The 24,947-nt window shown below is 54.4% G+C and carries 21 protein-coding genes and 4 tRNA genes; 6 read left to right on the top strand and 19 right to left on the bottom strand.

The genetic code is table 11. The features are described from left to right. Positions 1-25: 25 nt before the first annotated feature. Complete coding sequence (locus tag AAER43_RS21990; protein WP_050862997.1) at positions 26-229, bottom strand: lipoprotein; 204 nt, start codon at positions 227-229, stop codon at positions 26-28. Between the two features lie 135 nt (positions 230-364). Between AAER43_RS21990 and cyaY the strand changes: the two genes are divergently transcribed. Then, complete coding sequence (gene cyaY / locus AAER43_RS21995; RefSeq protein WP_050862996.1) at positions 365-685, top strand: iron donor protein CyaY; 321 nt, start codon at positions 365-367, stop codon at positions 683-685. A 91-nt stretch (positions 686-776) separates the two neighbouring features. Here the strand turns inward: cyaY and cyaA are convergent, their stop codons facing one another. Then, on the bottom strand, positions 777-3,320 hold the full coding sequence (cyaA, locus tag AAER43_RS22000; RefSeq protein ID WP_014885652.1) for a class I adenylate cyclase: 2,544 nt from the start codon (positions 3,318-3,320) through the stop codon (positions 777-779). 350 nt (positions 3,321-3,670) lie between these two features. Here cyaA and hemC point away from each other — a divergent pair, with 350 nt between their 5' ends. The 5 genes from hemC (at position 3,671) to AAER43_RS22025 (ending at position 9,155) form a co-directional block, all read left to right on the top strand. Continuing rightward, positions 3,671-4,612, top strand: coding sequence for a hydroxymethylbilane synthase (hemC, locus tag AAER43_RS22005; RefSeq protein WP_032629599.1), 942 nt, complete (start codon positions 3,671-3,673; stop codon positions 4,610-4,612). Next, positions 4,609-5,349, top strand: a complete 741-nt coding sequence (hemD, locus tag AAER43_RS22010) for a uroporphyrinogen-III synthase (RefSeq protein WP_014885654.1) — start codon at positions 4,609-4,611, stop codon at positions 5,347-5,349. Before hemC ends, hemD begins: the two co-directional genes overlap by 4 nt. A gap of 20 nt (positions 5,350-5,369) precedes the next feature. Beyond that, positions 5,370-6,572 (top strand): uroporphyrinogen-III C-methyltransferase, encoded by a 1,203-nt coding sequence (gene hemX / locus AAER43_RS22015; RefSeq protein ID WP_050862995.1) that lies wholly within the window; start codon positions 5,370-5,372, stop codon positions 6,570-6,572. Between the two features lie 2 nt (positions 6,573-6,574). Further along, positions 6,575-7,774 (top strand): protoheme IX biogenesis protein HemY, encoded by a 1,200-nt coding sequence (gene hemY, locus AAER43_RS22020; RefSeq protein WP_014885656.1) that lies wholly within the window; start codon positions 6,575-6,577, stop codon positions 7,772-7,774. Positions 7,775-7,943: 169 nt separating this feature from the next. Continuing rightward, entirely contained in the window at positions 7,944-9,155 is a 1,212-nt protein-coding gene (locus tag AAER43_RS22025) for an MFS transporter (protein ID WP_050862994.1), read from the top strand. Positions 9,156-9,661: 506 nt separating this feature from the next. On the opposite strand, the gene AAER43_RS22030 is transcribed toward AAER43_RS22025, so the two are convergent. The 17 genes from AAER43_RS22030 to trxA all read right to left on the bottom strand — a co-directional run bounded on the left by AAER43_RS22030 (position 9,662) and on the right by trxA (position 24,821). Then, a tRNA-Pro gene (locus AAER43_RS22030) sits at positions 9,662-9,738 on the bottom strand. 45 nt (positions 9,739-9,783) lie between these two features. After that, positions 9,784-9,869 (bottom strand) — tRNA-Leu (locus tag AAER43_RS22035). 21 nt (positions 9,870-9,890) lie between these two features. Beyond that, positions 9,891-9,966 (bottom strand) — tRNA-His (locus AAER43_RS22040). 67 nt (positions 9,967-10,033) lie between these two features. Next, positions 10,034-10,110 (bottom strand) — tRNA-Arg (locus AAER43_RS22045). Between the two features lie 103 nt (positions 10,111-10,213). Continuing rightward, positions 10,214-11,599: an amino acid permease gene (locus tag AAER43_RS22050; RefSeq protein WP_023331578.1), complete on the bottom strand. Its 1,386-nt coding sequence runs from the start codon at positions 11,597-11,599 to the stop codon at positions 10,214-10,216. A 197-nt stretch (positions 11,600-11,796) separates the two neighbouring features. Next, the gene (gene wecG, locus AAER43_RS22055) at positions 11,797-12,537 is read right to left on the bottom strand and encodes a lipopolysaccharide N-acetylmannosaminouronosyltransferase (protein WP_050862992.1); all 741 of its coding nucleotides are present in this window, start codon (positions 12,535-12,537) and stop codon (positions 11,797-11,799) included. A gap of 12 nt (positions 12,538-12,549) precedes the next feature. Continuing rightward, on the bottom strand, positions 12,550-13,902 hold the full coding sequence (gene wzyE / locus AAER43_RS22060) for an ECA oligosaccharide polymerase (RefSeq protein ID WP_050862991.1): 1,353 nt from the start codon (positions 13,900-13,902) through the stop codon (positions 12,550-12,552). After that, entirely contained in the window at positions 13,899-14,978 is a 1,080-nt protein-coding gene (locus tag AAER43_RS22065; RefSeq protein ID WP_050862990.1) for a TDP-N-acetylfucosamine:lipid II N-acetylfucosaminyltransferase, read from the bottom strand. Before AAER43_RS22065 ends, wzyE begins: the two co-directional genes overlap by 4 nt. Continuing rightward, positions 14,975-16,225 carry a lipid III flippase WzxE gene (gene wzxE, locus AAER43_RS22070; RefSeq protein ID WP_014885663.1) on the bottom strand — a complete coding sequence of 417 codons (1,251 nt, stop codon included), beginning with the start codon at positions 16,223-16,225 and terminating at the stop codon, positions 14,975-14,977. The genes AAER43_RS22065 and wzxE overlap by 4 nt, the downstream gene beginning before the upstream one ends. A gap of 1 nt (position 16,226) precedes the next feature. Continuing rightward, positions 16,227-17,357, bottom strand: a complete 1,131-nt coding sequence (gene rffA, locus AAER43_RS22075; RefSeq protein WP_014885664.1) for a dTDP-4-amino-4,6-dideoxygalactose transaminase — start codon at positions 17,355-17,357, stop codon at positions 16,227-16,229. Positions 17,358-17,361: 4 nt separating this feature from the next. Beyond that, positions 17,362-18,039, bottom strand: coding sequence for a dTDP-4-amino-4,6-dideoxy-D-galactose acyltransferase (rffC, locus tag AAER43_RS22080; protein WP_050862989.1), 678 nt, complete (start codon positions 18,037-18,039; stop codon positions 17,362-17,364). Further along, on the bottom strand, positions 18,036-19,298 hold the full coding sequence (gene wecC / locus AAER43_RS22085; RefSeq protein WP_050862988.1) for a UDP-N-acetyl-D-mannosamine dehydrogenase: 1,263 nt from the start codon (positions 19,296-19,298) through the stop codon (positions 18,036-18,038). Before wecC ends, rffC begins: the two co-directional genes overlap by 4 nt. Further along, positions 19,295-20,425 carry a UDP-N-acetylglucosamine 2-epimerase (non-hydrolyzing) gene (gene wecB / locus AAER43_RS22090; protein WP_063434588.1) on the bottom strand — a complete coding sequence of 377 codons (1,131 nt, stop codon included), beginning with the start codon at positions 20,423-20,425 and terminating at the stop codon, positions 19,295-19,297. Before wecB ends, wecC begins: the two co-directional genes overlap by 4 nt. Positions 20,426-20,481: 56 nt before the next feature. Further along, positions 20,482-21,528, bottom strand: a complete 1,047-nt coding sequence (gene wzzE / locus AAER43_RS22095; protein WP_032635150.1) for an ECA polysaccharide chain length modulation protein — start codon at positions 21,526-21,528, stop codon at positions 20,482-20,484. Positions 21,529-21,541: 13 nt separating this feature from the next. After that, the gene (wecA, locus tag AAER43_RS22100; RefSeq protein ID WP_032635152.1) at positions 21,542-22,645 is read right to left on the bottom strand and encodes a UDP-N-acetylglucosamine--undecaprenyl-phosphate N-acetylglucosaminephosphotransferase; all 1,104 of its coding nucleotides are present in this window, start codon (positions 22,643-22,645) and stop codon (positions 21,542-21,544) included. Positions 22,646-22,887: 242 nt separating this feature from the next. Then, on the bottom strand, positions 22,888-24,147 hold the full coding sequence (gene rho, locus AAER43_RS22105; protein ID WP_008501566.1) for a transcription termination factor Rho: 1,260 nt from the start codon (positions 24,145-24,147) through the stop codon (positions 22,888-22,890). A 344-nt stretch (positions 24,148-24,491) separates the two neighbouring features. Beyond that, positions 24,492-24,821: a thioredoxin TrxA gene (gene trxA / locus AAER43_RS22110; protein ID WP_006179218.1), complete on the bottom strand. Its 330-nt coding sequence runs from the start codon at positions 24,819-24,821 to the stop codon at positions 24,492-24,494. Positions 24,822-24,947: the final 126 nt, after the last annotated feature.

Consider the following 24,947-nt stretch of genomic DNA (forward strand, 5'->3'; position numbering starts at 1 on the left):
ATTGCGCGGGTACAGAACGTTGTCGTCAGAGATTAACCTGAGTCGGACCACCGTTGTCACCACGATCGTTCGTGGTTGGCGTCGTGGACTCAATACCGCTTTGCACCGGTTTCGTCGGCGGCGGCGCGGTTTTATCCGCAGGTGGGAAGTAGAGTGGTCCCTTCAGTCCGCAGCCCGTCAGGCTAAACACGGTGATGAGAACGGCAAGCGTTCGGAAAGCGTTTTTCATTATAAAGTTGCCCGTAAGTTCAAATCTGTTTCTATCATCGCAGGAGAAGACACAAAAGCAAGAGTTTGCCGCTTTCCTGCAACGGGAATTATTTAGCGTTATACTGCCGGCATCACGAAAAACAGGAACAAAACCATGAACGACAGTGAATTCCATCGCCTTGCAGACACCCTGTGGATGACCATCGAAGAACGTCTCGACGACTGGGACGGCGACAGCGATATCGATTGTGAAATCAACGGCGGCATTCTGACCCTGAGCTTCGAAAACGGCAGCAAAATTATTATTAACCGCCAGGAACCGCTTCACCAGGTCTGGCTGGCCGCAAAACAGGGCGGGTATCATTTCGATCTGAAAGACGGGGAATGGGTTTGCGACCGCAGCGGCGAAACGTTCTGGGATTTGCTGGAGCAGGCAGCGTCGGCGCAGGCGGGTGAGACCGTCAGTTTCAGGTAGTTTTGTTGCCGGGTGGCGCTGCGCTTACCCGGCCTACGCGTTCGGGCTGTTGTAGGCCCGGTAAGGCGTAGCCGCCACCGGGATCACGAAATCAGGAGAAATACTGCTGCAACAGCGGTGCGGTATCCTGGTTTGCTGGCACCGCAGGGGTAATTGCCTGCGTACGGAACGGGATCACCTGCGCTCGCCCATCAACGTTCACAATCTGATAGAACTGCGGCAGGTTGAAGTTGATAAAGCTGGAGCCATAGGTGAAGCGATCATGTGAAGAAGAGTAGAAACGGCTGACGTCGCGCACCAGCTCCTCTTTGCTACCTTCACAATGGTGATACACCTCGGCGCGGTTGGTCTCATCCAGAATGTAAATGTTGAACCCGGCATCGTCGCCCGACTCTTCGAAGAAGAACTGAATAATCCCTTCACTCGCAAAGCCGTCCACCACCTGTGGCAGTTTGACGTGGTTGGTTTCCACCTGGACCGACAGTCCATGCAGCTTGTTATGTGAAATCGCCCCGTAAAACTCAATGGCGTTTTCCAGCTTCTGTACCGATACATTCAGACGTTCGAAGAACAGCCCCCAGGTCTGGCCGGAGACGCGCAGCGCTTTAAAGCGCCCGGTTTCCTGACGGGTGCTGGAGAGACGCAGCTCGATGCACTCGGAGACCAGTTGCTGCACGCGGGTACGAATTAAGCCGCGCAGGTGCTGGCTGTAGCAGAACACTTCGACGCTGTCCGGCGGCGCGGCGTCCTGGTGCATTTTGCCCAGAATAGTTTTCAGCGCTTCGATCATCGCCTGCTCGCCGTTGAAATGCAGAGTACGCACTTCATTCCACGAGTTGCGGTACAGCAGATCCACGCTGCCCACCAGACAGTTTTGCTGTTCGCCAAAGCTGAAGACGTCCAGTTTGCGGAAGTCAAAATGGACTACCTGATTACGGAAAGCTGCCGTCGGGTCGTATTCCAGGTTGACGATAATCGCCAAATGGCGAATTTCACAGGGGCTGTAGAGCGCTTTCGGCGTTGGCGCAGGCAGACGCAGTGGGAAGTGGTGCGAAACATCCGCCACCATCTCCTGCAGCTTGGCTAAATCGACGACCTCGTTGCCCTTGATAAACAGGCGGGTGCGTGAAGTCAGCAGACCGTTAAACCACGCCCAGGCCACCAGTTTGTTCAGGTAGCGGTTATATTCCAACGGCTGATGGCTGATGATCGAGTCCATGCTAGGCGCACGGTTGTACAGATACCACCCGGTGCGGTTTGCGCGGCCCGGCGGTACATAGATAAAGGTCAGGTTCGGTTCTGACAGGTCAGGCGAAATCTGCGGGTTCACCAGGGTGACTTTGCCCGGCAGCGCTTCAAACGCGGCATAGAGCTTACGGGTCAGTACGCCAATGTCCTGCGGGCTGGCGGAGACGCTAAGGTTGTTGCGGCGCGCAAAGCGGATCAGGTTACGGTAGCTTTGCATCATCGCATCAAGCAGTTCGTTATGCGCTTCACGCACCTGATCGATTTTCCAGTTAGCGCGGTTGTCGAGCATGGACAGACGCGCTTCGTCCCATCCCCACTCTTTCACTAACTGGCTGACCACTTCACGACGCCAGCCCACACAGGCGCGCTCGCGGCTCAGTTTTTCACAAACTTTGAGATAAAAACATCGACGCACCAGGTCAAGACGCGTGGAGTCATCAATGGCTTTCAGGTATTCGGTAACGCGTTCAAGCATCATGCAGTAGGCATCAAGCCCGTAGGAGACAATCTCACCATCGTGCAGGCGCTGCTTGATATCTTTCGCCAGCAGACGCGGCGTGGGGTATTCCCAGGAGTAGGCTTCAAGCAACAGCGTTTTCAACACCGCTTTGTACGGTGAATCAATGCTCTTATAGAGCTGCCAGAGGCTAGCGCCGAAGTACTCTTCTGCGGACAGGGAGCTAAGGCCGCCCAGATCCAGCCACTCGTTTGGCGTCAGAACGCCCTGCGAATAAAGCGACATGACGTAGTCGTCATAATTCTCTTCTTCATCGCACGGCACCATATTCCACAGAATACGCTTCCCGGCCAGACGCACAGCAGTACGATAAAATTCATCCAGCAATAAGATGTGCTGAGTCGAGCCGCAGTCTTCACCACCCAGACTGCCGCTTTCGTTATGGCGAAAACGGTTTTCATCAATCAGGAAGAAGCTCACTTCCACGCCAAGCGACGCGGCCCAGCTCTCCAGCAGGCTGCATTTACGCTGCAGCAGCTGCCGCTCTTCGTTATCGAGCCAGGATTGATGGCAGACCCAGATATCCAGGTCTGAAGAACAGCTTTGCCCTACCGATGAGGTACTCCCCATCGTGTAAACGCCGGTAATCGGCAATTCACCTGTCGGTGATTCCTGCGGCGGCATGCCGCGGTAGAGTTCCAGCTCGTTCAGATAATGCTGTTGGGTTTCATCAGGCGTGAAAAGACATATGCCTCTGGGAACGTTACCGTCAAGGTACCCAGGCATCAGCGGATGGTGATAGTGCAATAATGTCGGCAGCAGACTGTATACCTGCTGGAAAGCAGGGCCCATGGCAGCAAGCGCGCGATCCACGCGCAATTGATTTATGGCATCCAGTCTCTGTTTCAGAGTCTCAATATAGAGGTACAAGACGTATCGCCTGATGTTTCCGGGTGTCGTAAGCCATTCAAAACACGAATAACCGCGAGCCCGCAGTATTTCAAAAAGATAACCGTTACCCTTTTTTCGCCCTTATCATTATGGTGGTACCGACGAAAAAATGGTCTAAAACGTGATCAATTTAACACCTTGCCGGTTGACCGTAAAGAAAGATGCGCTACATACAAGTGTAGCACCGTTCTGTACGTGTAAATTCCTGAATACGGCTATGGCTGGCGAATACGCCACCGTGTCCCTCTCGCGCTTCATCAACCGTAAAACTGCCATCCCAGAGTCAACAATGTTAGGATGGTTAGCGATTGATAATGACGGTAACAAGCATGTTAGACAATGTTTTGAGAATTGCCACACGCCAAAGCCCTCTCGCGCTCTGGCAGGCACATTATGTTAAGCAGCGCCTTGAAGCCTGCCACAATGGATTGCGTGTCGAGCTGGTGCCGATGGTCACGCGCGGTGACGTGATCCTGGATACGCCACTGGCGAAGGTGGGCGGCAAGGGCCTGTTTGTCAAAGAACTGGAACTGGCATTGCTTGAGAACCGCGCCGATATCGCCGTGCACTCCATGAAAGATGTGCCCGTCGAGTTCCCGGAAGGGCTGGGGCTGGTGACCATCTGCGAGCGCGAAGATCCGCGTGATGCGTTTGTCTCTAACCGCTATGACTCGCTCGATGCGTTGCCCGAAGGTAGCGTAGTTGGTACCTCCAGTTTACGCCGTCAGTGTCAGCTGGCGGAGCGTCGCCCTGACCTGATCATCCGCTCGCTGCGCGGCAACGTCGGCACACGCCTGGGCAAACTGGATAACGGTGAATACGATGCCATTATTCTTGCCGTCGCTGGACTGAAGCGTCTGGGACTGGAGGAACGCATTCGCGTGGCGCTACCACCAGAACTGTCGCTGCCGGCCGTGGGCCAGGGTGCCGTCGGCATTGAGTGCCGTCTGGACGATGTGCGTACCCGCGAACTGCTCGCGCCGCTGAACCATGACGAGACCGCTATCCGCGTAAAAGCCGAGCGGGCGATGAATACCCGCCTCGAAGGCGGATGCCAGGTGCCGATTGGCAGCTATGCTGAATTAACCGAAGGGAAACTCTGGCTGCGCGCGCTGGTGGGTGCCCCGGACGGTTCACAGATGGTACGCGGCGAACGTCGTGGCAATCCGCAAGATGCCGAACAGCTTGGCGTGTCGCTGGCGGAAGAGCTGCTGAATAACGGCGCGCGTGAAATCCTGGCTGAGGTCTATAACGGAGAACCCCCTGCATGAGTATTCTTGTCACCCGCCCTTCTCCCGCAGGAGAGCAGTTAGTGAGCCGTCTGCGCACACTGGGGCAGGTGGCCTGGAGTTTTCCGCTGATTGAATTCTCCCCCGGTCGCGAGCTCTCTGCGCTCGCCGATCGGATAAATACCCTGCAGGAAGGCGATCTGCTGTTTGCGTTGTCGCAACATGCCGTGGAATTCGCCAACGCCCAGCTGCAACAGCAAAGTCTGTCCTGGACAACTGCCCCACGCTATTTCGCCATTGGTCGCTCAACGGCGCTGGCGCTGCATACCGTAAGCGGCGCTGATGTTCGCTACCCGTTAGATCGGGAAATTAGCGAAGTCTTGCTACAATTACCTGAATTACAAACTATTGCCGGAAAGCGCGCGCTCATTTTGCGCGGCAATGGTGGCCGCGAGCTGCTGGGCGAAACGCTGCGTGAACGGGGTGCCGACGTGACGTTTGTTGAGTGCTATCAGCGTTGCGCAAAGCACTACGATGGCGCGGAAGAAGCGATGCGCTGGCACGCGCGCGGCATTAATACGCTGGTGGTCACCAGCGGTGAAATGTTACAACAGCTTTGGTCGCTGATACCGCATTGGTATCGCGAAAACTGGTTACTCCGCTGTCGGCTTCTGGTCGTCAGTGAGCGTCTGGCGAACCTCGCCCGGGAACTGGGCTGGCAGGATATTCGGATCGCTGATAACGCCGACAACGATGCGCTGCTGCGCGCATTACAATAACTCTCAAATGGGAAGCCATAATGACGGAACACGAAAAATCCTCCGCCGTGGTTGAAGAGACCAGGGAGACTGTGGACACCACGCCACAGCCAGAGACGACTGAGAAAACCGCTGAGAAGAAAAACGGCAGCAACAAAACCAGCCTCGCGCTGAGCGCAATTGCCATCGCCATTGCACTGGCGGCAGGTGTTGGCCTGTACGGCCTTGTGAAACAACAGGGCGCTAACCAGACGGCCACCAGCGATACGCTGGTCAATCAGCTTACCTCCCTGCAAAAAGCGCAGGAAACGCAGAAAACCGAGCTGGAAGCGGTGATTAAGCAGCAGGCTGCCGCGCTGGCCGAGGCAAACAGCAAACAGGAAGAGCTGACCAAACAACTGGACGAAGTACAGCAAAAAGTCGCCACGATTTCCGGTACCGATGCCAAAACCTGGCTGCTCTCTCAGGCCGATTTCCTCGTAAAACTCGCCGGGCGTAAGCTCTGGAGCGACCAGGACGTTACCACCGCTGCCGCACTGCTGAAAAGCGCCGATGCAAGCCTGGCAGACATGAACGATCCCAGCCTCATTACCGCACGTCGCGCGATCACCGAAGATATCGCGAGTCTTTCCGCCGTTTCGCAGGTGGATTACGACGGCATTATCCTCAAGGTGAACCAGCTTTCGAATCAGATTGATAACCTGCAGCTGGCGGATAACAACGACGACGACTCCCCCATGGATTCCGACGGTACCGAGCTTTCCAGCTCTCTGAGCGAATGGCGCATTAACCTGCAGAAAAGCTGGCAGAACTTTATGGACAGCTTTATCACCATCCGTCGTCGCGATGAAACCGCTGTACCGCTGTTAGCGCCGAATCAGGATATCTATCTGCGCGAAAACATCCGTTCCCGCCTGCTGGTGGCGGCTCAGGCTGTGCCGCGTCATCAGGAAGAGACCTACAAACAGGCGCTGGATAACGTCTCGACGTGGGTGCGTGCGTATTACAATACCGATGACGCGACGACCACCGCTTTCCTCGAAGACATCGACAAGCTGAGCCAGCAGAACATCACGATGAACGTACCGGATAAGCTGGCCAGCCAGCCGATACTGGAGAAACTGATGCAGACGCGCGTGCGTAACCTGCTGGCACAGCCGGGCGTTCCGGCAGAGCAAACAGGCGGAGCGGCACCAGCGCCAGCGCCAGCGCCAGCGCCTGAAAGCGCGCCACAAGGAGAGTAATGATGCTAAAAGTTCTCTTACTCTTCATTTTGTTGATCGCCGGGATCGTCCTGGGACCGATGCTTGCCGGTCATCAGGGATACGTTCTGATCCAGACCGATAATTACAACATCGAAACCAGCGTAACGGGTCTGGTGATTATTCTGATCCTCGGCGTCGTAGTACTGCTGGCAGTCGAATGGATCCTGCGCCGTATTTTCCGTACCGGCGCGCATACGCGCGGCTGGTTCGTTGGCCGCAAGCGTCGTCGTGCGCGTAAGCAAACCGAGCAGGCGCTGCTTAAGCTCGCCGAAGGCGATTATCAGCAGGTTGAAAAGCTGATGTCGAAAAATGCCGACCATGCAGAACAGCCGGTGGTGAACTATCTTCTGGCTGCCGAAGCAGCGCAGCAGCGCGGTGATGAAGCCCGTGCGAATCAGCATCTGGAACGTGCGTCAGAACTGGCTTCCGGTGACCCGATTCCGGTGGAGATCACCCGCGTTCGTCTGCAGCTGGCACGCAATGAGAACCATGCGGCGCGCCATGGCATTGACCGCCTGCTGGAAATTGCTCCCCGCCATCCTGAAGTTCTGCGTCTTGCCGAACAGGCTTATATTCGTACCGGTGCGTGGGGCTCGCTGCTGGACATCATTCCGTCAATGGCGAAGGCCGAAGTGGGTGATGACGAGCATCGTGACGAGCTTCAGCGTCTGGCATGGATTGGCCTGATGGATCAGGCACGCGCCGACCTGGGTAGCGACGGCCTGAAGACGTGGTGGAAAAACCAGAGCCGGAAAACGCGTCAGCAGGTTCCTCTGCAGGTGGCGATGGCGGAACATCTTATTGAATGTGACGATCATGACACCGCCCAGGAGATCCTCCTCGACGGTCTCAAGCGCCAGTACGACGATCGTCTGGTCATGGTGATCCCGCGCCTGAAAACCAATAACCCAGAGCAAGTCGAGAAAGTGCTGCGTCAGCAGATCAAAACCGTCGGCGACCGCCCGCTGCTGTGGAGCACGCTGGGCCAGTCGCTGATGAAGCACGGCGAATGGCAGGAGGCGAGCCTCGCCTTCCGTGCGGCACTGAAACAGCGTCCGGACGCCTATGACTACGCGTGGCTTGCCGATACGCTCGACAAACAGCATAAGCCAGAAGAGGCTGCTGCCATGCGGCGAGATGGGTTGCTGTTGACGTTGCAGAACAACGGCACGCAGCAGTAATTAACAGGGAGGCCAGACGGCCTCCTTTTTTTATCGCTTTTCTCCTGCTACATTCTTTACACCTCAAGCCACAAACGAACCCGCCAATGTAACGATGCCTTTTCATTAACTTTTTTTCGCACATGCGCGAATTGCGCGTGGACTAAATCGTTTCTGAAAGGAAATCGTCATGAACTCGCTTTTGTATGCGCTTATTGTAGCGCTGCGCTGCCATCGCTGGCTGCGCCTGCTTGCCTGTGCTTTTATCTTCTCTTCACTGGGAAATGGGTTAACCCAGGTTGTAGTCTTCGGGCTGCTGTTAGCGTGGTCAGCCCCGCCAGCCCTGCTTACCCTCGCCTTTCTTTTCGCCACGGTACCAGGGTTTTTCGGCAGCATGATCGGTGAAAGGCTATGCTCGCGCTATTCTCCGATATCCCTGCTGATATTGACCGAAGGACTCGGCTTACTTGCCCTGCTCTTTCCCCTGCTTGGCGTGGGTTATCATAGCGTTGTCGCGTTACTCGCCGTGCAATCCACCGAAGCGCTACTCAGCGGGATGAGCTGGCCCGCCCTGACGTTGCTCTTCAAGCGCGGCCTCAGCGAAACGGAACTGCCTGCCGCCACCTGTCTGGAAAATGTTATTTTTGCGTCTCAGGTGCTATTAGGTACCGGGCTGGGCGTGGTGCTTTTTCAGAAGATGCCCGTGCTCGCCTTGCTGACCATTGATGCCATCAGTTTCCTCGGGTCGCTGGTCATGTTATGGCTGGCGGAACGCCTGTTTTCACCAGCTCCAAACGCCGCCCCTGAAGAAAAGGGGGTTTCTACGAAATTGCGCTGGCAGACATTGACCGTTCGGCAGAAACGCAGCTTGCTCATTTTGCCTGCGCTGGCCGCTGTCGGGTCACCCGCTATGGCACTTCTTCCGGCACTGGCCCAGCAGCTACGCCCTCAGGATGCGGCTGGCCTTGCTCTGCCCCTGCTTTTTGCGAGGAGCATGGGGCAGCTTTGCGGCCCTTTGCTGCTTAAAAGAGACAGTCTGGCGCGTTTTGCGGCTCGTACGCCGCGATTATTACTTTGCCTTGGCATCTTTCTGGCCGCTTATGGAATGCTGCCGTTTATGGCCAACTGGGCAGGTTATGCGCCTGGGATGATCTTTGTCGCACATCTGGCCTCAAACGTGCTTTTTGCAGCGGGTACGTTTGGCATGCTCAGCCATTTTCAGGCCAGGCAAATCGCTGTTGCCAGCGGTAAAGCCTGGCGCTGGCAAACGCTCAGCGCCTCACTTTTCACTGGCATTGCAGCTGTGGTGGCTTCCGGGGTTGGCTCAGTACAGGCGCTATATATGGTTTCGTCAGCGGCTCTGCTGATAGTTGCTCTCATCATGCGCTTTTATCAGGAATAAGGCATAAAAAAACGCCTGCTATAAAAGCAGGCGTTAAAACAGGTCTGTAAGACAACATATTTGGTGCTTCACTCAACGTTATGTCCATGGTGTCTGATGAGGCCGAAGCGACATCTGTCAGTGGACGATAAGCACCGTAAATGGCTCTGCGTCATTCCTGAGTTTATGAGGCACTAAGGCGAACATAAGAGATGGAATGAGCATCTACACGTATATTATTGCACGTAACGTGCCAGAGTTACACGCAAAACGTTTACATGACGCAACATTTTAAGATAAAAGGAAATTATGCTGTTAAGCACTGTCTGAAGCTTCATAACGTATCGCTAAATGCAGAAATATGTCGTCAGAAAGAGACAGTAAAACCCCTAAATAAATATTTCTATTACTTTCAACGGATTACATGTCGCTGATTCGCGACACTGAAAAAGGGCGCTGTCGGGGAATCACTACAGGAAAGAAACATCACAGAAAACAAAAAACCCCGCCGAAGCGGGGTTCAAAATTGGTCGGCGAGAGAGGATTCGAACCTCCGACCCACTGGTCCCAAACCAGTTGCGCTACCAAGCTGCGCTACTCGCCGATGTACTGCTTTTTGAATTTTTAGTTCAATTCATTTAAAAAGCCGTGGTGCGAGGGGGGGGACTCGAACCCCCACATCCTAAGGACACTAACACCTGAAGCTAGCGCGTCTACCAATTCCGCCACCTTCGCAATTCACAACTCTTTCAATAATGGGGTGGCTAATGGGATTCGAACCCACGACAACTGGAATCACAATCCAGGGCTCTACCAACTGAGCTATAGCCACCACTGTATTCTTTCACGCGGTACTGACTACTTCTCAGACCACCGCAGCTCTAGCGCCGGGACTAAAATGGCGCGCCCGACAGGATTCGAACCTGAGACCTCTGCCTCCGGAGGGCAGCGCTCTATCCAGCTGAGCTACGGGCGCTTAGCGCCGTTGCGGGGCTGGATATTACGTACCTCCGTCCCCGCTGTCTAGTGCTTTTTTGAAAAAAAATGCGCGTTTGGTTATGGTTTGCACATTTTGCCGCTTATTCCTCCACTTTGTGCGTGGTGCCGCGGCGACCCAGGCCAAAAAGCTTATACGCGGCCGTCACTGCCGCCAGGAAGATTAGCCCGACAAACAGCGACATGCGGGTATCTTCATTAAAGTACATTCCAATTAATACGCAAATCAGGAACGCCATCGTTAAATAGTTCGCATACGGGAACAGGATCGAGCGGAACGGATGGCTGGCGATCGCTTTTTTATGTGCATGACGGAAACGCAGCTGGCTGATGAGAATGACAAACCACGGCACCATGCCCGGCAGCACGCTGGCACTGTAGACGTAAACAAACACACGCTGCGGATTAGGAATGATGTAATTCAGGCATGAGCCAATCAGCAGAATCACAATGGATACCGCGACCCCCGCAACCGGCACACCCGCCCGTGATACTTTACTCATCGCCGCAGGTAGCTGGTTATTTTTCGAGAGCGCGTAGAGCATACGGCCACAGCTGTACATCCCGCTGTTACAGCCAGAGAGTGCCGCTGTCAAAACCACAAAGTTGATGATGCCTGCTGCTGCGGTAATACCAATCTTCGCAAAGGTTAAAACGAACGGGCTTCCGGTCGTGCCAATTTCATTCCACGGGAAGATGGTCACGATAACGAAGATCGCGCCCACATAGAAAATCAGGATGCGCCACAGCACTTTGCCCACCGCGCTGCGCAGCGTGACCTGCGGGTTTTTCGCTTCACCGGCAGTAATACCGATCAGCTCCACACCCTGATATGAAGCCACCACGATACACAGCGCTGTCAGGAAGCCCTTCCAGCCGCCAGCGAAGAAGCCGCCGTGTTCAGTCAGGTTGCCAAAGCCGATGGCGTGCCCACCGTTGCCAAAGCCAAAGAAAATCACGCCCAGACCAATCACAATCATCACGATGATAGTGGTCACTTTGATCATCGCAAACCAGAACTCGATTTCACCGTACAGGCGCACCGCGGCCAGGTTTGCCAGCGCCACCAGCCCCACGGCAATCAGCGCCGGTATCCACTGGACCATGTCCGGGAACCAGAACTGGACATAGACCCCTATCGCGGTGATTTCAGAGATGCCCACCGCCATCCACATAAACCAGTAGGACCAGGCTGTCAGGTAGCCGAAGAACGGGCTCATATAACGGTGCGCGTAAACGGCAAAAGATCCGGTTACGGGTTCCAGAAAGAGCATTTCGCCCATTGAGCGCATGATGAAGAAAACGAACAGCCCGGCGATGATATACGCCAGTAATACGGAAGGGCCTGCCCATTTAAGGGTGCTTGCGGAGCCCATAAACAGGCCCACGCCGATAGTGCCGCCCAGCGCGATCAGTTCGATATGACGAGCTTCCAGCCCACGCTGTAGCTCCGGTTGTTTCTCTGCCATAGATCCTCGATTGTGTTTGCTGTTTCCCGGCTTAATACCGGGTATTGTTTTTTAGGGGGACTAAAATACGGAGCGAATGGTTTCTTAAAATCGACCAAATGGCAAACGATGCATAAAAAAAATGAATGCATTGCACAAATTATCAGCAGTTTTGCAGGTGAGTTGCAGCGCGAACAGCATATCGCGCTACATTTTGATTACATTTTCCCGGTGTAGTGCCAAGCGAGGTAGCGAAGCAGACGAATCTGCCGTTTAATGCGGGTGGGTTGTGAAAGCAGGCGGTAGAGCCATTCCAGCCCCATATTTTGCCAGATCGTCGGTGCACGCTTAACGTGGCCGGTAAAGACGTCGTAGGTGCCTCCTACGCCCATATACAGGGCATCCGGGCTGACCAGCCGACAGTCGCGCATCAGGATTTCCTGGCGCGGGGAACCCATCGCCACGGTGACAATTTTTGCCCCGCTGTCGCGAACGCGTGCAAACAAAGCCGGCCGATCTTCAGGCATAAAGTAACCATCCTGACTGCCGACAATATTAACATTCCACTGACGACGCAGCTTCTCTTCGGTCTGTGCCAGCACTTCGGGCTTACCGCCAATCAGGAAGACTGGCGTCCCCTCAGCGCCCGCGCGGGCCATAAGATGCTCCCAGAGATCGGCCCCCGCCACGCGGGAAACATTAGCGCCAGGAAACTTTTTACGGATAGATCGGACCACGCTAATCCCGTCCGCGTATTTAAATTCAGCCGCTTCAATCAGGCTTTTGACTTCGGCGTTATCTTCCACCGCCAGCATCTTTTCTGCATTGATGGCAACCAGCGTACCGGATTTCATCTGACCATCGGCAAAAAGAAAATCCAGCGCGTGCTGCATATCGCGCCAGCCAATAAGCTGCAAACCACGAAGCGCATAACGCGGTGCAGAAGTTTTATCCGTCATGACTATCCTTTCTTAAACTTGCGACAGCGTTGTGCTGCCCTGTTGCCCGCGCTTGTGCACAAGCCCTGCACTGTCACACAGCCAGTACAGCAATTTGGCCAGTAACAGGCTGATGCCGAAAACGACCATGAAGAACACCACGCGCGAAACGAATGAATCCAGGCCTTCGCGCGCCAGAACGATCATATTGAAAATGGCACCAAAGCAGAAACTGTGCAAAATGGCCGCTTTGTAGCGGTTCGTCTCTTCAATACCGCGCAGGTAAAGCCAGTCGAACCATTTAATAATCAGCCCTACGACAACCGCACCAGGCAGGATAAACCAGCCGCCGCCCATCACCACCAGGGAGCCGATCAGCGTTGGCGAGATCGCCAGACCCGAATGATTGTTCAACACTTCCCAGGTAAAATAGTTCGCGGTATTGAGCACCACGCCAGGGCGGTCCGGCCATAGCCAGCTCGGGATAAAGACATAGAAGTCGCGAACAATCGGCGCAAGCCCCTGGAAATCAATCTTGTCGTAGTTTTGTAGCAGCAAGGCCAGGTTTTCCCACGGCGAGAAGGTATCGCGCGTCAGGTAGAGGAACGTGTAAAACGCCTCATCGCCCGCCACGTTCATCCCGTAGCGCTTCAGCGCCAGCCAGAACATCCCCACAATGCCAAACACCCCTGCCGCCACCAGCATCCACAGCGAGATCCAGCCGCGGATGATGCCGATAAACAAGAAGATAGCGAAAGCAATGATAATATTGGCGCGCGTACCGCCCACAATCATGTAGGTCAGGATACCGAACGCGACGGTACTGACCAGGAAGAACAGCCACGCTTTACTGTCCTGTCGCAGGAAGAAAATCACCAGCATCGCCGGGATGAAGAAGTAGAAGAATCGCTTTAACGCCACGCCCGAAACTTCAGCCGAAAAAATCTGGCTGTAGGAGTTGAGCTTAAACAGCAGGAAGCCGTTATGCATAAAGAAGATCCCGACACTGACCAGGGCGATAGCCATTAATATCACCCATGTCAGGTGGGTCTCCACACGATTCATAGTAAAGAGCGCCCGGCGTGATGCAGTGGCCCTGGCTGAACGCAGCCGCGTTTTGTAGGTGACGTAGTAAACCGCATAGAAACAGGTCGCCGCCAGAAGCGCCTGGAGCAAGATTTCCGGCGGCGCGACGCTCACGTCAAACCGGAAAACCAGAATGCTGGTCAGCGGGAAGCCGAAAAAGAAGGTCAGCAGAAACAGTAACGAGAAGAATACGTTAAAGTTGAAGCGCACCCGGCGGAATTCAAACCAGGTGAGGGTGGCGATAAACAGCGTGCTCAGAAGCCAGACAACCAGTAAGCCGCTGAATTGCAACTGACTCATGCTTTGTCTCCTGACGCGATACGCAGCGCACGGTGCCACGGCGTGAGATAGTTCGGGCTGAAAAAGTCGATACTGTTTTTATCCACCAGCGTGAGCTGGCGTTGTGCTTCCCGTACCACCTCGACATTCAGCGTATCGGAGGTAAACAGTACCGGAATATGCTGTTCAACCATATCCTGCCAGAATGGGTTGTCACGGTTGAGCACGCACGGCACCCCCGCCTGGATCAGCAGACACAACGTACCAATCCCCTGCTGACGCGCAAAGATAAAATAGCCGAGATCGCATTTTCTTAGCAGCGTAAGGTATTCATCAAACGCCAGCTTTTCACTGAGGATTTGAAGATTCTCAGGGCTAAAAAGCGTAAGACCCTGCTGGCGAACCTCGTTGATGTAGGCGTCGTTATTGGCCGGATAACCCATCGGCACGACCACGTTCACCGTGTCGCCAAACTGCTGGTGTACCGCCCGCAGCGCGGCAACATGCTCGTTACTGCGGTCGCCTGAATTTCCCACCAGAATCGTCAGCTTGCCTTCACGAACCGTGTCATTCGCCAGGGTATTTAGCGCCGGATCCATGCGGGTTGGGAAATAGATTAGCTCACCGCGCACGTTCGGATGCTGTTTCGCAAAATAGTTGAGATCGCCACGGGTGGCAAAAACGCAGCCCACCCTGCCCTGTGCCATCCGGCGCAGGGGATAGAAAAGGCGGAATTTCCAGCCGCGTGAGACTTCGTAGAGATCCGCCCCCCAGATATGCCAGCTGCACTGGGAAGGTTTGATTCCCCCGCTGAGCAGGGCCAGCCACAGGCCGGTATTGAACTGCCCGTGGAAAAAGAAACGTTGCTGGCGATTCGCTTTGGCTTTGGCAATGACCGCCTTCGCCAGCGCGGCCTTGTCCGGCCAGAAGCGAAGAGTCAGCGCCGGAAATGCCTCGCTCAGGCCCTTATCCTGACCTGCAACCATAAACTCACGTGCATCAGGGTTACCCGGTGCCAGTTTATCGTTAAAGAACCGCAAAACGGTCTGGTTATGGTGTGGGATATCCGATCCCAGGATGTGAATCAGTGCAGTCATGCGCGTTTACGCCACAATAAAAATACGCCGCAACAGGCAGCGAAATAAACGATATAGGTTGCCATATAGGCCTGAGCCGCCCCCAGCGCACCATGCGAAGGTATCAGCCAGTGTGAAAATGCCGTCAGTAACCCAAACTGGCTTATCTCCGCCAGGATATACAGCCGCAGCGAGGCTTTCGCAATCACCAGGTAGCCGAAAACGTAAGCCCCCACTTTCAGCACATCACCCACCAGTTGCCAGGCAAACAGATCGCGCATGGCGGTAAACTTCGCTGAGAAAAGCAGCCAGATGGCGACATCGCGCAAAAGCCAGACGGTAAAACTGGCCGCCGCCACGGCGGGAAGCACAAAGCGCAGCGAGCGGAAAATCTCACGGGTAATATCCTGCCTGGACGTCAGACGCGATAAGGTTGGCAGCAAATAAACGCTAAAGGAAGCCGTAATAAACTGTAGGTAGGCGTCGGAAATACTGCTTACGCCCTGCCAGATCCCTACCTCATCCCAGCTATAATGCGCCGCCAGCAGGTTTCGCATCATCACGTAAGCCACCGGCAGCGTGACGGAAGTGATGAGCGCCATCAGGGTAAATTTACCCAACTGGCTGGCAAGCACTTTGTCCCATTGCGGTTTGAGGTAGCTCAGAGGGATAACGCCCCGCCGCATCAGCATAAACGCGGCAGGAACGACAACCAGCGCCGGAACCAGCGCCAGCCCGAGCAGTGCCCCTTCATAGCCACCCAGGCGGTAGCAGAAGTAATAGGCAATCACGCCGATGACGCTCCCCAGGATTAACGCAAGCGCGTTCCCGGCAGCATCACGAAAGCCTTTCATCAATGCCAGCAGCAGGTTTGCCCAGGCAATACCCATCTGAACCAATGCGACCAGACGCACCAGCCCCTCATACTGGGTGTGCCCAAATAATCCCTGACTGATGGGGGCCGCCGCGAGCAAAAATACGATAGCCAGCAGGGTCGAAAACCCGGTAACCATCGCCGACGCGGTGCCGACGACCCTGCGAAGCTGTGCCGCATCATCATGATACTGAGCAACGTATTTGGTCACACCGTTGAAGATACCGGCACCGGCCAGCACGCCAAGGACGGTCACCAGCTGGCGGAAGTTCCCCGCCAGCCCGACGCCTGAAGGACCGAATGAGACGGCCAGCAGCTTGACGACCAGCAGTCCGGCGCCAATCTTTACAAGCGTGGACGCGGCGGTCCACACCGATGCTTTTGCCAGAGACATATCAGCCGAAATAACTCAGAAGGGTATTAATCACCGTACGCTGGTTAACTGGCGCGAGGTTGTAGAACAGTGGCAAGCGAAGCAAACGCTCACTTTCTTTTGTAGTGTAACGGTCTTCACCGGCGAACACCCCGAACGCCTCGCCTGCCGGGCTCGAATGCAGCGGAATGTAGTGGAAGACCGCCATAATTTCGGCTTCTTTCAGCCAGGCGATGAGCTGGCTGCGATCGTCGTTATCGCGAAGCTTGATGTAGAACATGTGGGCATTGTGAACGCAATCAGCCGGAATAGTTGGCAGCTCGATACGCCCGGCTTTTGCCAGCGGTTCAAGTGCATCGTAATAGGTTTGCCACAGGGACAGGCGCTGGAGGTTAATCCGCTCCGCCGCTTCCAGCTGTGCCCACAGATATGCCGCCTGCAGATCCGCCATCAGATAGCTTGAGCCGATATCGCGCCAGGTGTATTTATCCACCTGCCCGCGGAAGAACTGGCTGCGGTTGGTGCCTTTTTCACGGATCACTTCCGCACGCTCCACGAGCGCCGGGTCGTTGATTAGCGTCGCGCCACCTTCTCCACCCGCCGTGTAGTTTTTCGTTTCGTGGAAGCTAAAGCAGCCAATGTGGCCGATAGTGCCCAGCGCGCGTCCCTTGTAGGTGGACATCACACCCTGAGCGGCATCTTCCACCACAAACAGGTTATGTTTTTTGGCGATCGCCATGATGGTGTCCATTTCACAGGCTACGCCCGCGTAGTGAACCGGCACGATCGCCCGCGTTTTGTCGGTGATCGCCGCGTCAATCAGCGTCTCATCAATGTTCATGGTATCCGGACGGATATCCACAAAGACGATTTTTGCTCCGCGCAGGACAAACGCATTTGCCGTGGAGACAAAGGTATAGCTCGGCATGATCACTTCATCGCCGGGCTGGATATCCAGCAGCAGTGCCGCCATTTCCAGCGATGCCGTACAGGACGGGGTCAGCAGCACTTTAGCGCTGCGAAAACGCTGCTCCATCCACTGCTGACAGCGACGGGTGAAACCGCCATCACCGCAAAGTTTGCCGCTGCCCATGGCAGACTGCATATAGTCGAGTTCCGTACCGACGACGGGGGGAGCGTTAAATGGAATCATCTTGTCACCTGTATAACCAGTAGGCGGTGGCGTCGATGTTGGCACCACTCGCAATATAACGTTTAAGCGCGGCAGTGTTGCCCATTTGGGTAGCCACCCGCAGCGTCACACTCTGCTGCTGCTGCGCCCAGTGCAGCGCCGCCTGCATGAGTTTTGCCCCCATACCGCGTCCGGCTAATAAGCCAATACGCGCCTCGCGCTCGTTGAGCTTACGCAGCGAAACGAATCCCTGAATCTGACCGTCCGCGGCACGACATACCAGACAGACGTGGTCAAAGGTGCCTTTGACCGCATTCTCAATCCACTGGGCATAGAAGCGTCCGCTGTCATCAGGTGCATACCAGGGCGCACGAAAGCGGCTCTGAGCAAATGCCTGAGCCGCCATCTGGCGTAATACAGGGATATCCTGTTCCGTTGCAAGTTCCGCCCCGCACGCATCGTGTCGGGTAAGGGCAATAGACAGGTCTGCCTCACCTTCAACCAGCTGAAAACCGTGTTGCTGGAGCGCATCAAGCCAATCGGCGCGGTCCGCCGGGATCTTAGCCTGCACGCGCTGCCAGGCGCTGAAGTCAGCTTCCTGCAGAGCAGGCGCATCCTCACGCAAGCGCACTATCGCCGAGGGGCGAGCAAAAAAAGTGCTTTCCCATTCAAGGGATTCAAGCACGCCGTGGAGTTCACTCAACGCCAGACGCCTTTGGTATCAACGACATACTGTTGATGCACGGTATCACCAGACGTCGCTTTAAACTCTTTATGATCCACCAGCAGCACCAGCACATCCGCCGTTGCCAGCGCGTCATCAAGGGTGGTCAACGTGCATTGCCCCGCCAGTTTAGCCGGCAGTTCATGGATATTCGGCTCAACCACCAGCGTATCGCCCTTGTGCCACCCGGCGATCATCTCGGCAATTTCCATTGCCGGGCTTTCGCGCAAATCGTCAATATTGGGTTTAAACGCCAGGCCAAAGCAGGCGATTTTCAGCTCGCTGGCTCGCTTGCCGCTCTCTGCAAGACAATCGGCTACCGTGGCTTTGACCTGGTTGAGCACCCAGTGAGGTTTGCTGTCGTTCACTTCGCGTGCGGTACGGATCAGACGCGCCTGCGCCGGATTCTGCGCCACGATAAACCACGGATCGACGGCGATACAGTGTCCACCCACACCCGGGCCCGGCTGAAGAATGTTCACGCGCGGATGGCGATTCGCCAGGCGAATCAATTCCCAGACGTTAATTCCCTGATCGGCGCAGATCAGCGACAGCTCATTCGCAAAGGCGATATTCACGTCACGGAAGCTGTTTTCCGTCAGCTTGCACATTTCAGCGGTGCGGGAGTTGGTCACTACGCATTCGCCTTCGAGGAAAATTTTGTACAGGGCGCTGGCACGTTCCGAGCAGACGGGAGTCATACCGCCAATAACGCGATCGTTTTTAATCAGCTCAACCATGACCTGGCCCGGCAGCACTCGCTCCGGACAGTAGGCGATGTTGATATCCGCCTGCTCTCCCGCCTGTTGCGGGAAGCTTAAATCGGGACGCGCGTCGGCCAGCCACTGCGCCATCTGCTCGGTGGCGCCCACTGGCGAGGTCGATTCCAGGATCACCAGCGCCCCTTTCTTCAGCACAGGGGCAATGGATTTCGCTGCCGCCTCGACGTAGATCATATCGGGCTCGTGCTCGCCTTTAAAAGGCGTCGGGACGGCGATCAGGTACGCATCCGCTTCCACTGGCGTCGTGCTGGCACGCAGGAAGCCGCCGTCAACAGCCTCTTTCACCACGCGGTCCAGATCGGGCTCAACAATATGAATTTCGCCGCGGTTAATGGTTTCCACCGCCCGGGCATTGATATCCACACCGACAACCTGTTTCTGACGAGAGGCAAACGCCGCCGCGGTGGGCAGGCCAATGTAGCCAAGACCAATGACAGAGATGGTAGTAAAACTCATAGCGATACCCGATTGTGTTTGAGTGCATGCAAAATACGACCACAAGCCTGGCCATCTCCGTACGGATTATGGGCCCGGCTCATTGTCTGATATGCGTCATCATCATGCAGAAGTCGCGTCACCTCTTCGACGATGAGCTGCGCGTCAGTACCGACCAGACGCACGGTACCCGCTTTAACCGCTTCCGGGCGTTCAGTCGTTTCACGCATCACCAGCACCGGCTTGCCGAGGGACGGTGCTTCCTCCTGAATGCCGCCGGAATCGGTGAGGATCAGCCAGGCATGGTTCATCAGCCAGACAAACGGCAGGTAGTCCTGCGGTTCAATCAGCAGGACGTTTTCAACATGGCCAAGGATGCGGTTGACCGGCTCGCTGACGTTAGGATTGAGGTGGACCGGATAGACAATCTGTACATCGACGTTCTGCGCCGCAATTTCAGCCAGCGCGTGACAGATTTGCTCAAAACCCCGGCCGAAGCTTTCGCGACGATGGCCTGTGACCAGAATGGTTTTTTTGCCGTTATTCAGGAATGGATAGCGGGCAGCGAGCGCTTTCTGCAGATCGCTGTTTGCCAGGACGCGATCGCGTACCCAAATCAACGCATCAATGACCGTATTGCCGGTCACAAAAATTTTGTTGTCGGCGATATTTTCGCGCAGCAGGTTCTGACGCGAATTCTCGGTAGGGGCAAAATGGTACATCGCCAGATGGCCGGTAAGCGTACGGTTGGCCTCTTCTGGCCACGGCGAATAAAGGTTGCCGGTACGCAGGCCCGCCTCAACATGGCCGACGGGAATACGCTGGTAAAAAGCGGCCAGGCTTGTTGCCATCGTCGTCGTGGTATCGCCATGTACCAGAACAACGTCGGGCTGGAATGACTCCAGGATCGGTTTAAGCTCTTGCAGAATACGGCAGGTAATTTCCGTCAATCCTTGTCCCGGTTTCATAATATTGAGGTCGTAATCCGGGACAATGGAAAAGAGCGTTAAGACCTGGTCGAGCATCTCACGGTGCTGGGCCGTGACGCAGACTTTCGCTTCAATATCAGGATCGCTGGCCAGCGCATGAACCAGAGGTGCCATCTTAATGGCCTCCGGCCTGGTGCCAAATACGGTAAGTACTTTCACATCGATTCTCTTCGATTAGGCGATGAAGGCCATAGCCTTCATCGTAGACGGCGTTCTTAGTTTGTGCGACGACGCATTAACGCCACGCCAGCGCCCGTCAATGCGCCCACAATCCCCCACATGATCATCAGGAATGCACGACGCGGACTATCGCGTTTTACAGGTTCTTCAGGCGTTCTTAAATAACGATAGGTCTGAAAACGTGGGTCCATCGTGGGACCGACATTAAGCGTGTTCAGCATCGCGCGATTTTGATCGTAGTCGAGGTCAAAATCAGGGCCAACGGCCTGCAGATTTTCCAGACGCGACTGCAGCATTGGGCGACCAAGCAGGAACATTTCAGAGTCAGGCAGTTCATCTGCCGGGACATCCGTCTCAGAGCGGGAAATATTGTGCTGCTCCGCAATTTTTAACGCCTGTTCAATGTTATGTATGCGGCGGGCGAAAATGGCATTTGCCACTTCCTCCTGGCGTTTAACCTGCGCCTTCATCTGGATTGTGCGGGCCGCCCATGCGCCTTTCAGCTCTTCATTAAGATGGCTTGCGGCACGCTGGCTGGCGAACGCGACATACTGACGCAACAGATTGTTGGCGTCCGGCGCGGTTTCTGCAATCAGCTTGACGCTGTCGTTGACGTTACGCAGCGCATCACCCGGCATAAATTGAATATTGTTAATCAGATCGTCCAGCAGCGCGGCATCGGCTTTGGTGTTATCAACCCGACGCTGCTTGTAGTAATCCGTCTGGGACCAGAAATCACGGCGTGTATCCCATGAAGCCAGTTGCATCACGAACTCTTTATAGGCTTCATCCATAACGGAAGCCTGGTCCGGCGTCGCAAGACTGGCTTTAATATCCAGGTTTCGCAGGAATTGCTGCTGGGAATAGTACCCCCCGAGCATGTTAACCGTTGGTCTGTCTGTGATTGCCGTGGCGCTCCACTCCTGTTTTGCAAAGAATGTGTAGGCCAGCGCTAACAGTGCAAACCCCAGCGCGATCCCCGCAATCCAAAGTTTGCCTGCCCATAACACGCGAAACAAACCCCGAATATCCAGTTCATTCTCAGTTACCACTGATTTCGCTCCCGCCAACGGTTGAGTCATCATAGTCCCGGTTTTACTTAGTTAATGTTGTGTTTTTGCCACTGTTACGACGCATCCTGCGCTTAAGACGTTTAATGAATCGCGCGACTTTCCATGCGCGCTTAATGCAGTAGCCGTACAGGAAGAATGCTAGCAAGAATAATACCAACATTACCCATTCAGGAATGAAATGAGCGTATTCCGCTGCCACCCCGATGGCAGCGAGAATAGCGGCCGCCAGAGTGATTAAAACGAATGCCTGACGAGACGTAAAACCGGCACGCATAATAAGGTGATGAATATGCTGTCGGTCTGGTGAGAACGGACTCATCCCTTTACGCAGACGGCGATACATAATCGCCACCATATCCATTAATGGGATAGCAATAATCCACAGCGCAGTTACCGGGCTTATAGGATGAGTTTTCCCCTGCGTGGTTTCAAGCAGGATCCAGATAACGGTAAAACCGATCAGCGTACTGCCCGCGTCACCCATAAAGACTTTGTAGCGACGCCCCAGCGCACCGAGGTTTAAGAGGATATAAGGCAGGATGGCGGCGATCATGGCAAAACACCACATCGACAGGCTGTACTGGCCATCAAACCACAGAATGATACCGATAGCGGCAAATGATACTGACGACAAGCCACCCAGCAAACCGTCGATACCATCCACCATGTTGAAAGCATTGATTGCTGCCCAGACGGCAAAGAGCGTCAGGAAGAAACCAAATGGCCCAAGTACCAACTCCCAGGGACCAAACACATAGCCGAGGCTTCGTAAATACAGTCCACCCACCACCATCATAATCACGCCGATAGCCGCCTGAACGGTAGCTCGAATTTTGACGGCGATATCGAATCGGTCGTCTAACGCACCGACTAAAACTAAGACACCAGCACAGGCAAGGTAGAGCGCTGCGTGTGGAATATAATAATCGGCAATGCCAAACGTGAAGCAAATCCCTGCGTAAACAGAGATACCCCCAACCAGCGGAATAAGTCCCTGATGACGTTTACGAAAATTGGGCTTATCCACCAACCCTATTCGTTTTGCCACCTTGCGCGCGATGAACAAAAAACAGGTTGTGAATAAAAAAATACTGATCAGCTCAGTAACGGCAGTGAGTAGATTCACAATGGATTGCTCTCAACAAATGTTAGTCCCGGAAGTATAACCATGAAGCCACTCCCTCAGAAGTAATAAAGCTGGCTTCTTACAACTCCCTTTGTATATTTTTCAATCAATTATTTCTTTGGCTATGCAAACGTTCTTATTGTCGCACTGACCGGTCAAAATTGGGAGTAGATGGTACTAGCGTATAATCCATAAAAGAAAAACGCCACGTAAAAACGTGGCGTTTACAGGCTTTATTTACGTTACGAGCGTTTCATCATATCGAAGAAATCGTCGTTCGTTTTGGTCATCGCCAGTTTGTTAATGAGGAATTCCATTGCGTCGATTTCACCCATTGGATGGATGATTTTGCGCAGGATCCACATTTTCTGCAGCTCTTCCTGGGTAGTGAGCAGCTCTTCTTTACGGGTACCGGAACGGTTGTAGTCGATTGCCGGGAAGACGCGTTTTTCAGCGATCTTACGAGAAAGGTGCAGTTCCATGTTACCTGTACCTTTAAATTCTTCGTAAATCACTTCGTCCATTTTGGAGCCGGTATCGATCAGCGCCGTTGCGATGATGGTCAGGCTACCACCCTCTTCCACGTTACGTGCCGCACCGAAGAAGCGTTTCGGACGGTGCAGGGCGTTGGCGTCCACACCACCGGTCAGTACTTTACCGGAAGCCGGAACCACGGTGTTGTAAGCACGTGCCAGACGGGTAATGGAGTCGAGCAGGATGATCACGTCTTTCTTGTGCTCAACCAGGCGTTTCGCCTTCTCGATAACCATTTCCGCGACCTGAACGTGACGAGAGGCGGGTTCGTCAAAGGTAGAAGCAACCACTTCACCTTTAACCAGACGCTGCATCTCGGTCACTTCTTCCGGACGTTCGTCAATCAGCAGTACCATTAGCACGCAGTCTGGGTGGTTATAGGCGATGCTCTGCGCGATATTCTGCAGCAGCATCGTTTTACCCGCTTTTGGCGGTGCCACGATCAGACCACGTTGGCCGCGACCAATTGGCGATGCCAAATCCAGAACACGCGCGGTTAAGTCTTCCGTTGAACCATTACCACGCTCCATGCGCAGGCGAGAGTTCGCGTGCAGAGGCGTTAAGTTCTCAAAGAGGATCTTGTTACGTGAGTTTTCTGGCTTGTCAAAGTTAACTTCATTGACTTTCAACAGCGCAAAGTAGCGTTCACCCTCTTTAGGAGGACGAATCTTACCTGAAATGGTGTCACCAGTGCGGAGGTTGAAACGGCGGATTTGGCTGGGGGATACGTAGATGTCGTCAGGGCCGGCGAGGTAGGAGCTGTCTGCAGAGCGGAGGAAACCAAATCCGTCTTGCAATATCTCCAACACACCGTCGCCAAAGATATCTTCGCCACTCTTAGCATGCTGCTTCAGGATGGCGAAAATGATGTCCTGCTTGCGCATACGAGCCTGGTTTTCCAGCCCCATATTTTCGCCGAGAGTGATCAGCTCAGAAACCGGCGTATTCTTTAATTCGGTAAGATTCATAATGGTGTGGGTTCTTAAACTCGGGGTGATTCTCGAACTTAATGTTGTGAATGGTATGGCAGGGTCATCCATGCCTGTTTAGCGGCCATCATCTCATGTCTGTTCGCTGTCTGGTCACAGGGAAAGAACGCAGAACTGAAACGACAAGACGGATTGAGTGACAAGCCCGGAATTTAGCCACTTCACGCACTGTTGATGTCAACAAGGGGAAGTATCGGGTAAAACAAGATTCAAACAACAGATATGTTTAAAACGAAGTCATAGCTAACTTAGCACGACTTAAGCCGGGCGTCCAGAGTTCCACATCATTTAGCCGGGTGCTCTGGACGCGCAGCGGAGAAACCTTACGCCAGGTTAGCGTCCAGGAACTCTTTCAGTTGACCTTTGGACAGCGCGCCCACTTTGGTCGCCGCCACTTCGCCGTTTTTGAACAGCAGCAGGGTCGGGATGCCACGGATACCGTATTTTGGTGCGGTGCCCGGGTTCTGGTCGATGTTCAGTTTGGCAACGGTCAGTTTGCCCTGATATTCGTCAGCGATTTCATCCAGAATCGGAGCGATCATTTTGCAAGGACCACACCATTCAGCCCAGAAATCGACGAGGATCAGCCCGTCAGCCTTAAGTACGTCCGTGTCAAAACTATCGTCAGTCAGGTGAATAATTTTATCGCTCATATATAACTCCACAGGAATAAGCCTGGTACGTTGGTTTTGTCTACACCAACGACGTGTTGATGTCGCATTAACCAACTAAAGGTTGACTTTATTTCACCGGATACGCTTTCGTAAAGCAATAGTAAG

This window comes from Enterobacter sp. FUJ80071, assembly GCF_038739915.1.
Classification (GTDB): domain Bacteria; phylum Pseudomonadota; class Gammaproteobacteria; order Enterobacterales; family Enterobacteriaceae; genus Enterobacter; species Enterobacter kobei.

Excerpts from the sequence above, each read along its gene's own strand:
- AAER43_RS21990 (WP_050862997.1), bottom strand. The coding sequence starts at position 229 with ATGAAAAACGCTTTCCGAACGCTTGCCGTTCTCATCACCGTGTTTAGC.
- cyaY (WP_050862996.1), top strand. The coding sequence starts at position 365 with ATGAACGACAGTGAATTCCATCGCCTTGCAGACACCCTGTGGATGACC.
- hemC (WP_032629599.1), top strand. The coding sequence starts at position 3,671 with ATGTTAGACAATGTTTTGAGAATTGCCACACGCCAAAGCCCTCTCGCG.
- hemD (WP_014885654.1), top strand. The coding sequence starts at position 4,609 with ATGAGTATTCTTGTCACCCGCCCTTCTCCCGCAGGAGAGCAGTTAGTG.
- hemX (WP_050862995.1), top strand. The coding sequence starts at position 5,370 with ATGACGGAACACGAAAAATCCTCCGCCGTGGTTGAAGAGACCAGGGAG.
- hemY (WP_014885656.1), top strand. The coding sequence starts at position 6,575 with ATGCTAAAAGTTCTCTTACTCTTCATTTTGTTGATCGCCGGGATCGTC.
- AAER43_RS22025 (WP_050862994.1), top strand. The coding sequence starts at position 7,944 with ATGAACTCGCTTTTGTATGCGCTTATTGTAGCGCTGCGCTGCCATCGC.
- AAER43_RS22050 (WP_023331578.1), bottom strand. The coding sequence starts at position 11,599 with ATGGCAGAGAAACAACCGGAGCTACAGCGTGGGCTGGAAGCTCGTCAT.
- wecG (WP_050862992.1), bottom strand. The coding sequence starts at position 12,537 with ATGACGGATAAAACTTCTGCACCGCGTTATGCGCTTCGTGGTTTGCAG.
- wzyE (WP_050862991.1), bottom strand. The coding sequence starts at position 13,902 with ATGAGTCAGTTGCAATTCAGCGGCTTACTGGTTGTCTGGCTTCTGAGC.
- AAER43_RS22065 (WP_050862990.1), bottom strand. The coding sequence starts at position 14,978 with ATGACTGCACTGATTCACATCCTGGGATCGGATATCCCACACCATAAC.
- wzxE (WP_014885663.1), bottom strand. The coding sequence starts at position 16,225 with ATGTCTCTGGCAAAAGCATCGGTGTGGACCGCCGCGTCCACGCTTGTA.
- rffA (WP_014885664.1), bottom strand. The coding sequence starts at position 17,357 with ATGATTCCATTTAACGCTCCCCCCGTCGTCGGTACGGAACTCGACTAT.
- wecC (WP_050862988.1), bottom strand. The coding sequence starts at position 19,298 with ATGAGTTTTACTACCATCTCTGTCATTGGTCTTGGCTACATTGGCCTG.
- wzzE (WP_032635150.1), bottom strand. The coding sequence starts at position 21,528 with ATGACTCAACCGTTGGCGGGAGCGAAATCAGTGGTAACTGAGAATGAA.
- rho (WP_008501566.1), bottom strand. The coding sequence starts at position 24,147 with ATGAATCTTACCGAATTAAAGAATACGCCGGTTTCTGAGCTGATCACT.
- trxA (WP_006179218.1), bottom strand. The coding sequence starts at position 24,821 with ATGAGCGATAAAATTATTCACCTGACTGACGATAGTTTTGACACGGAC.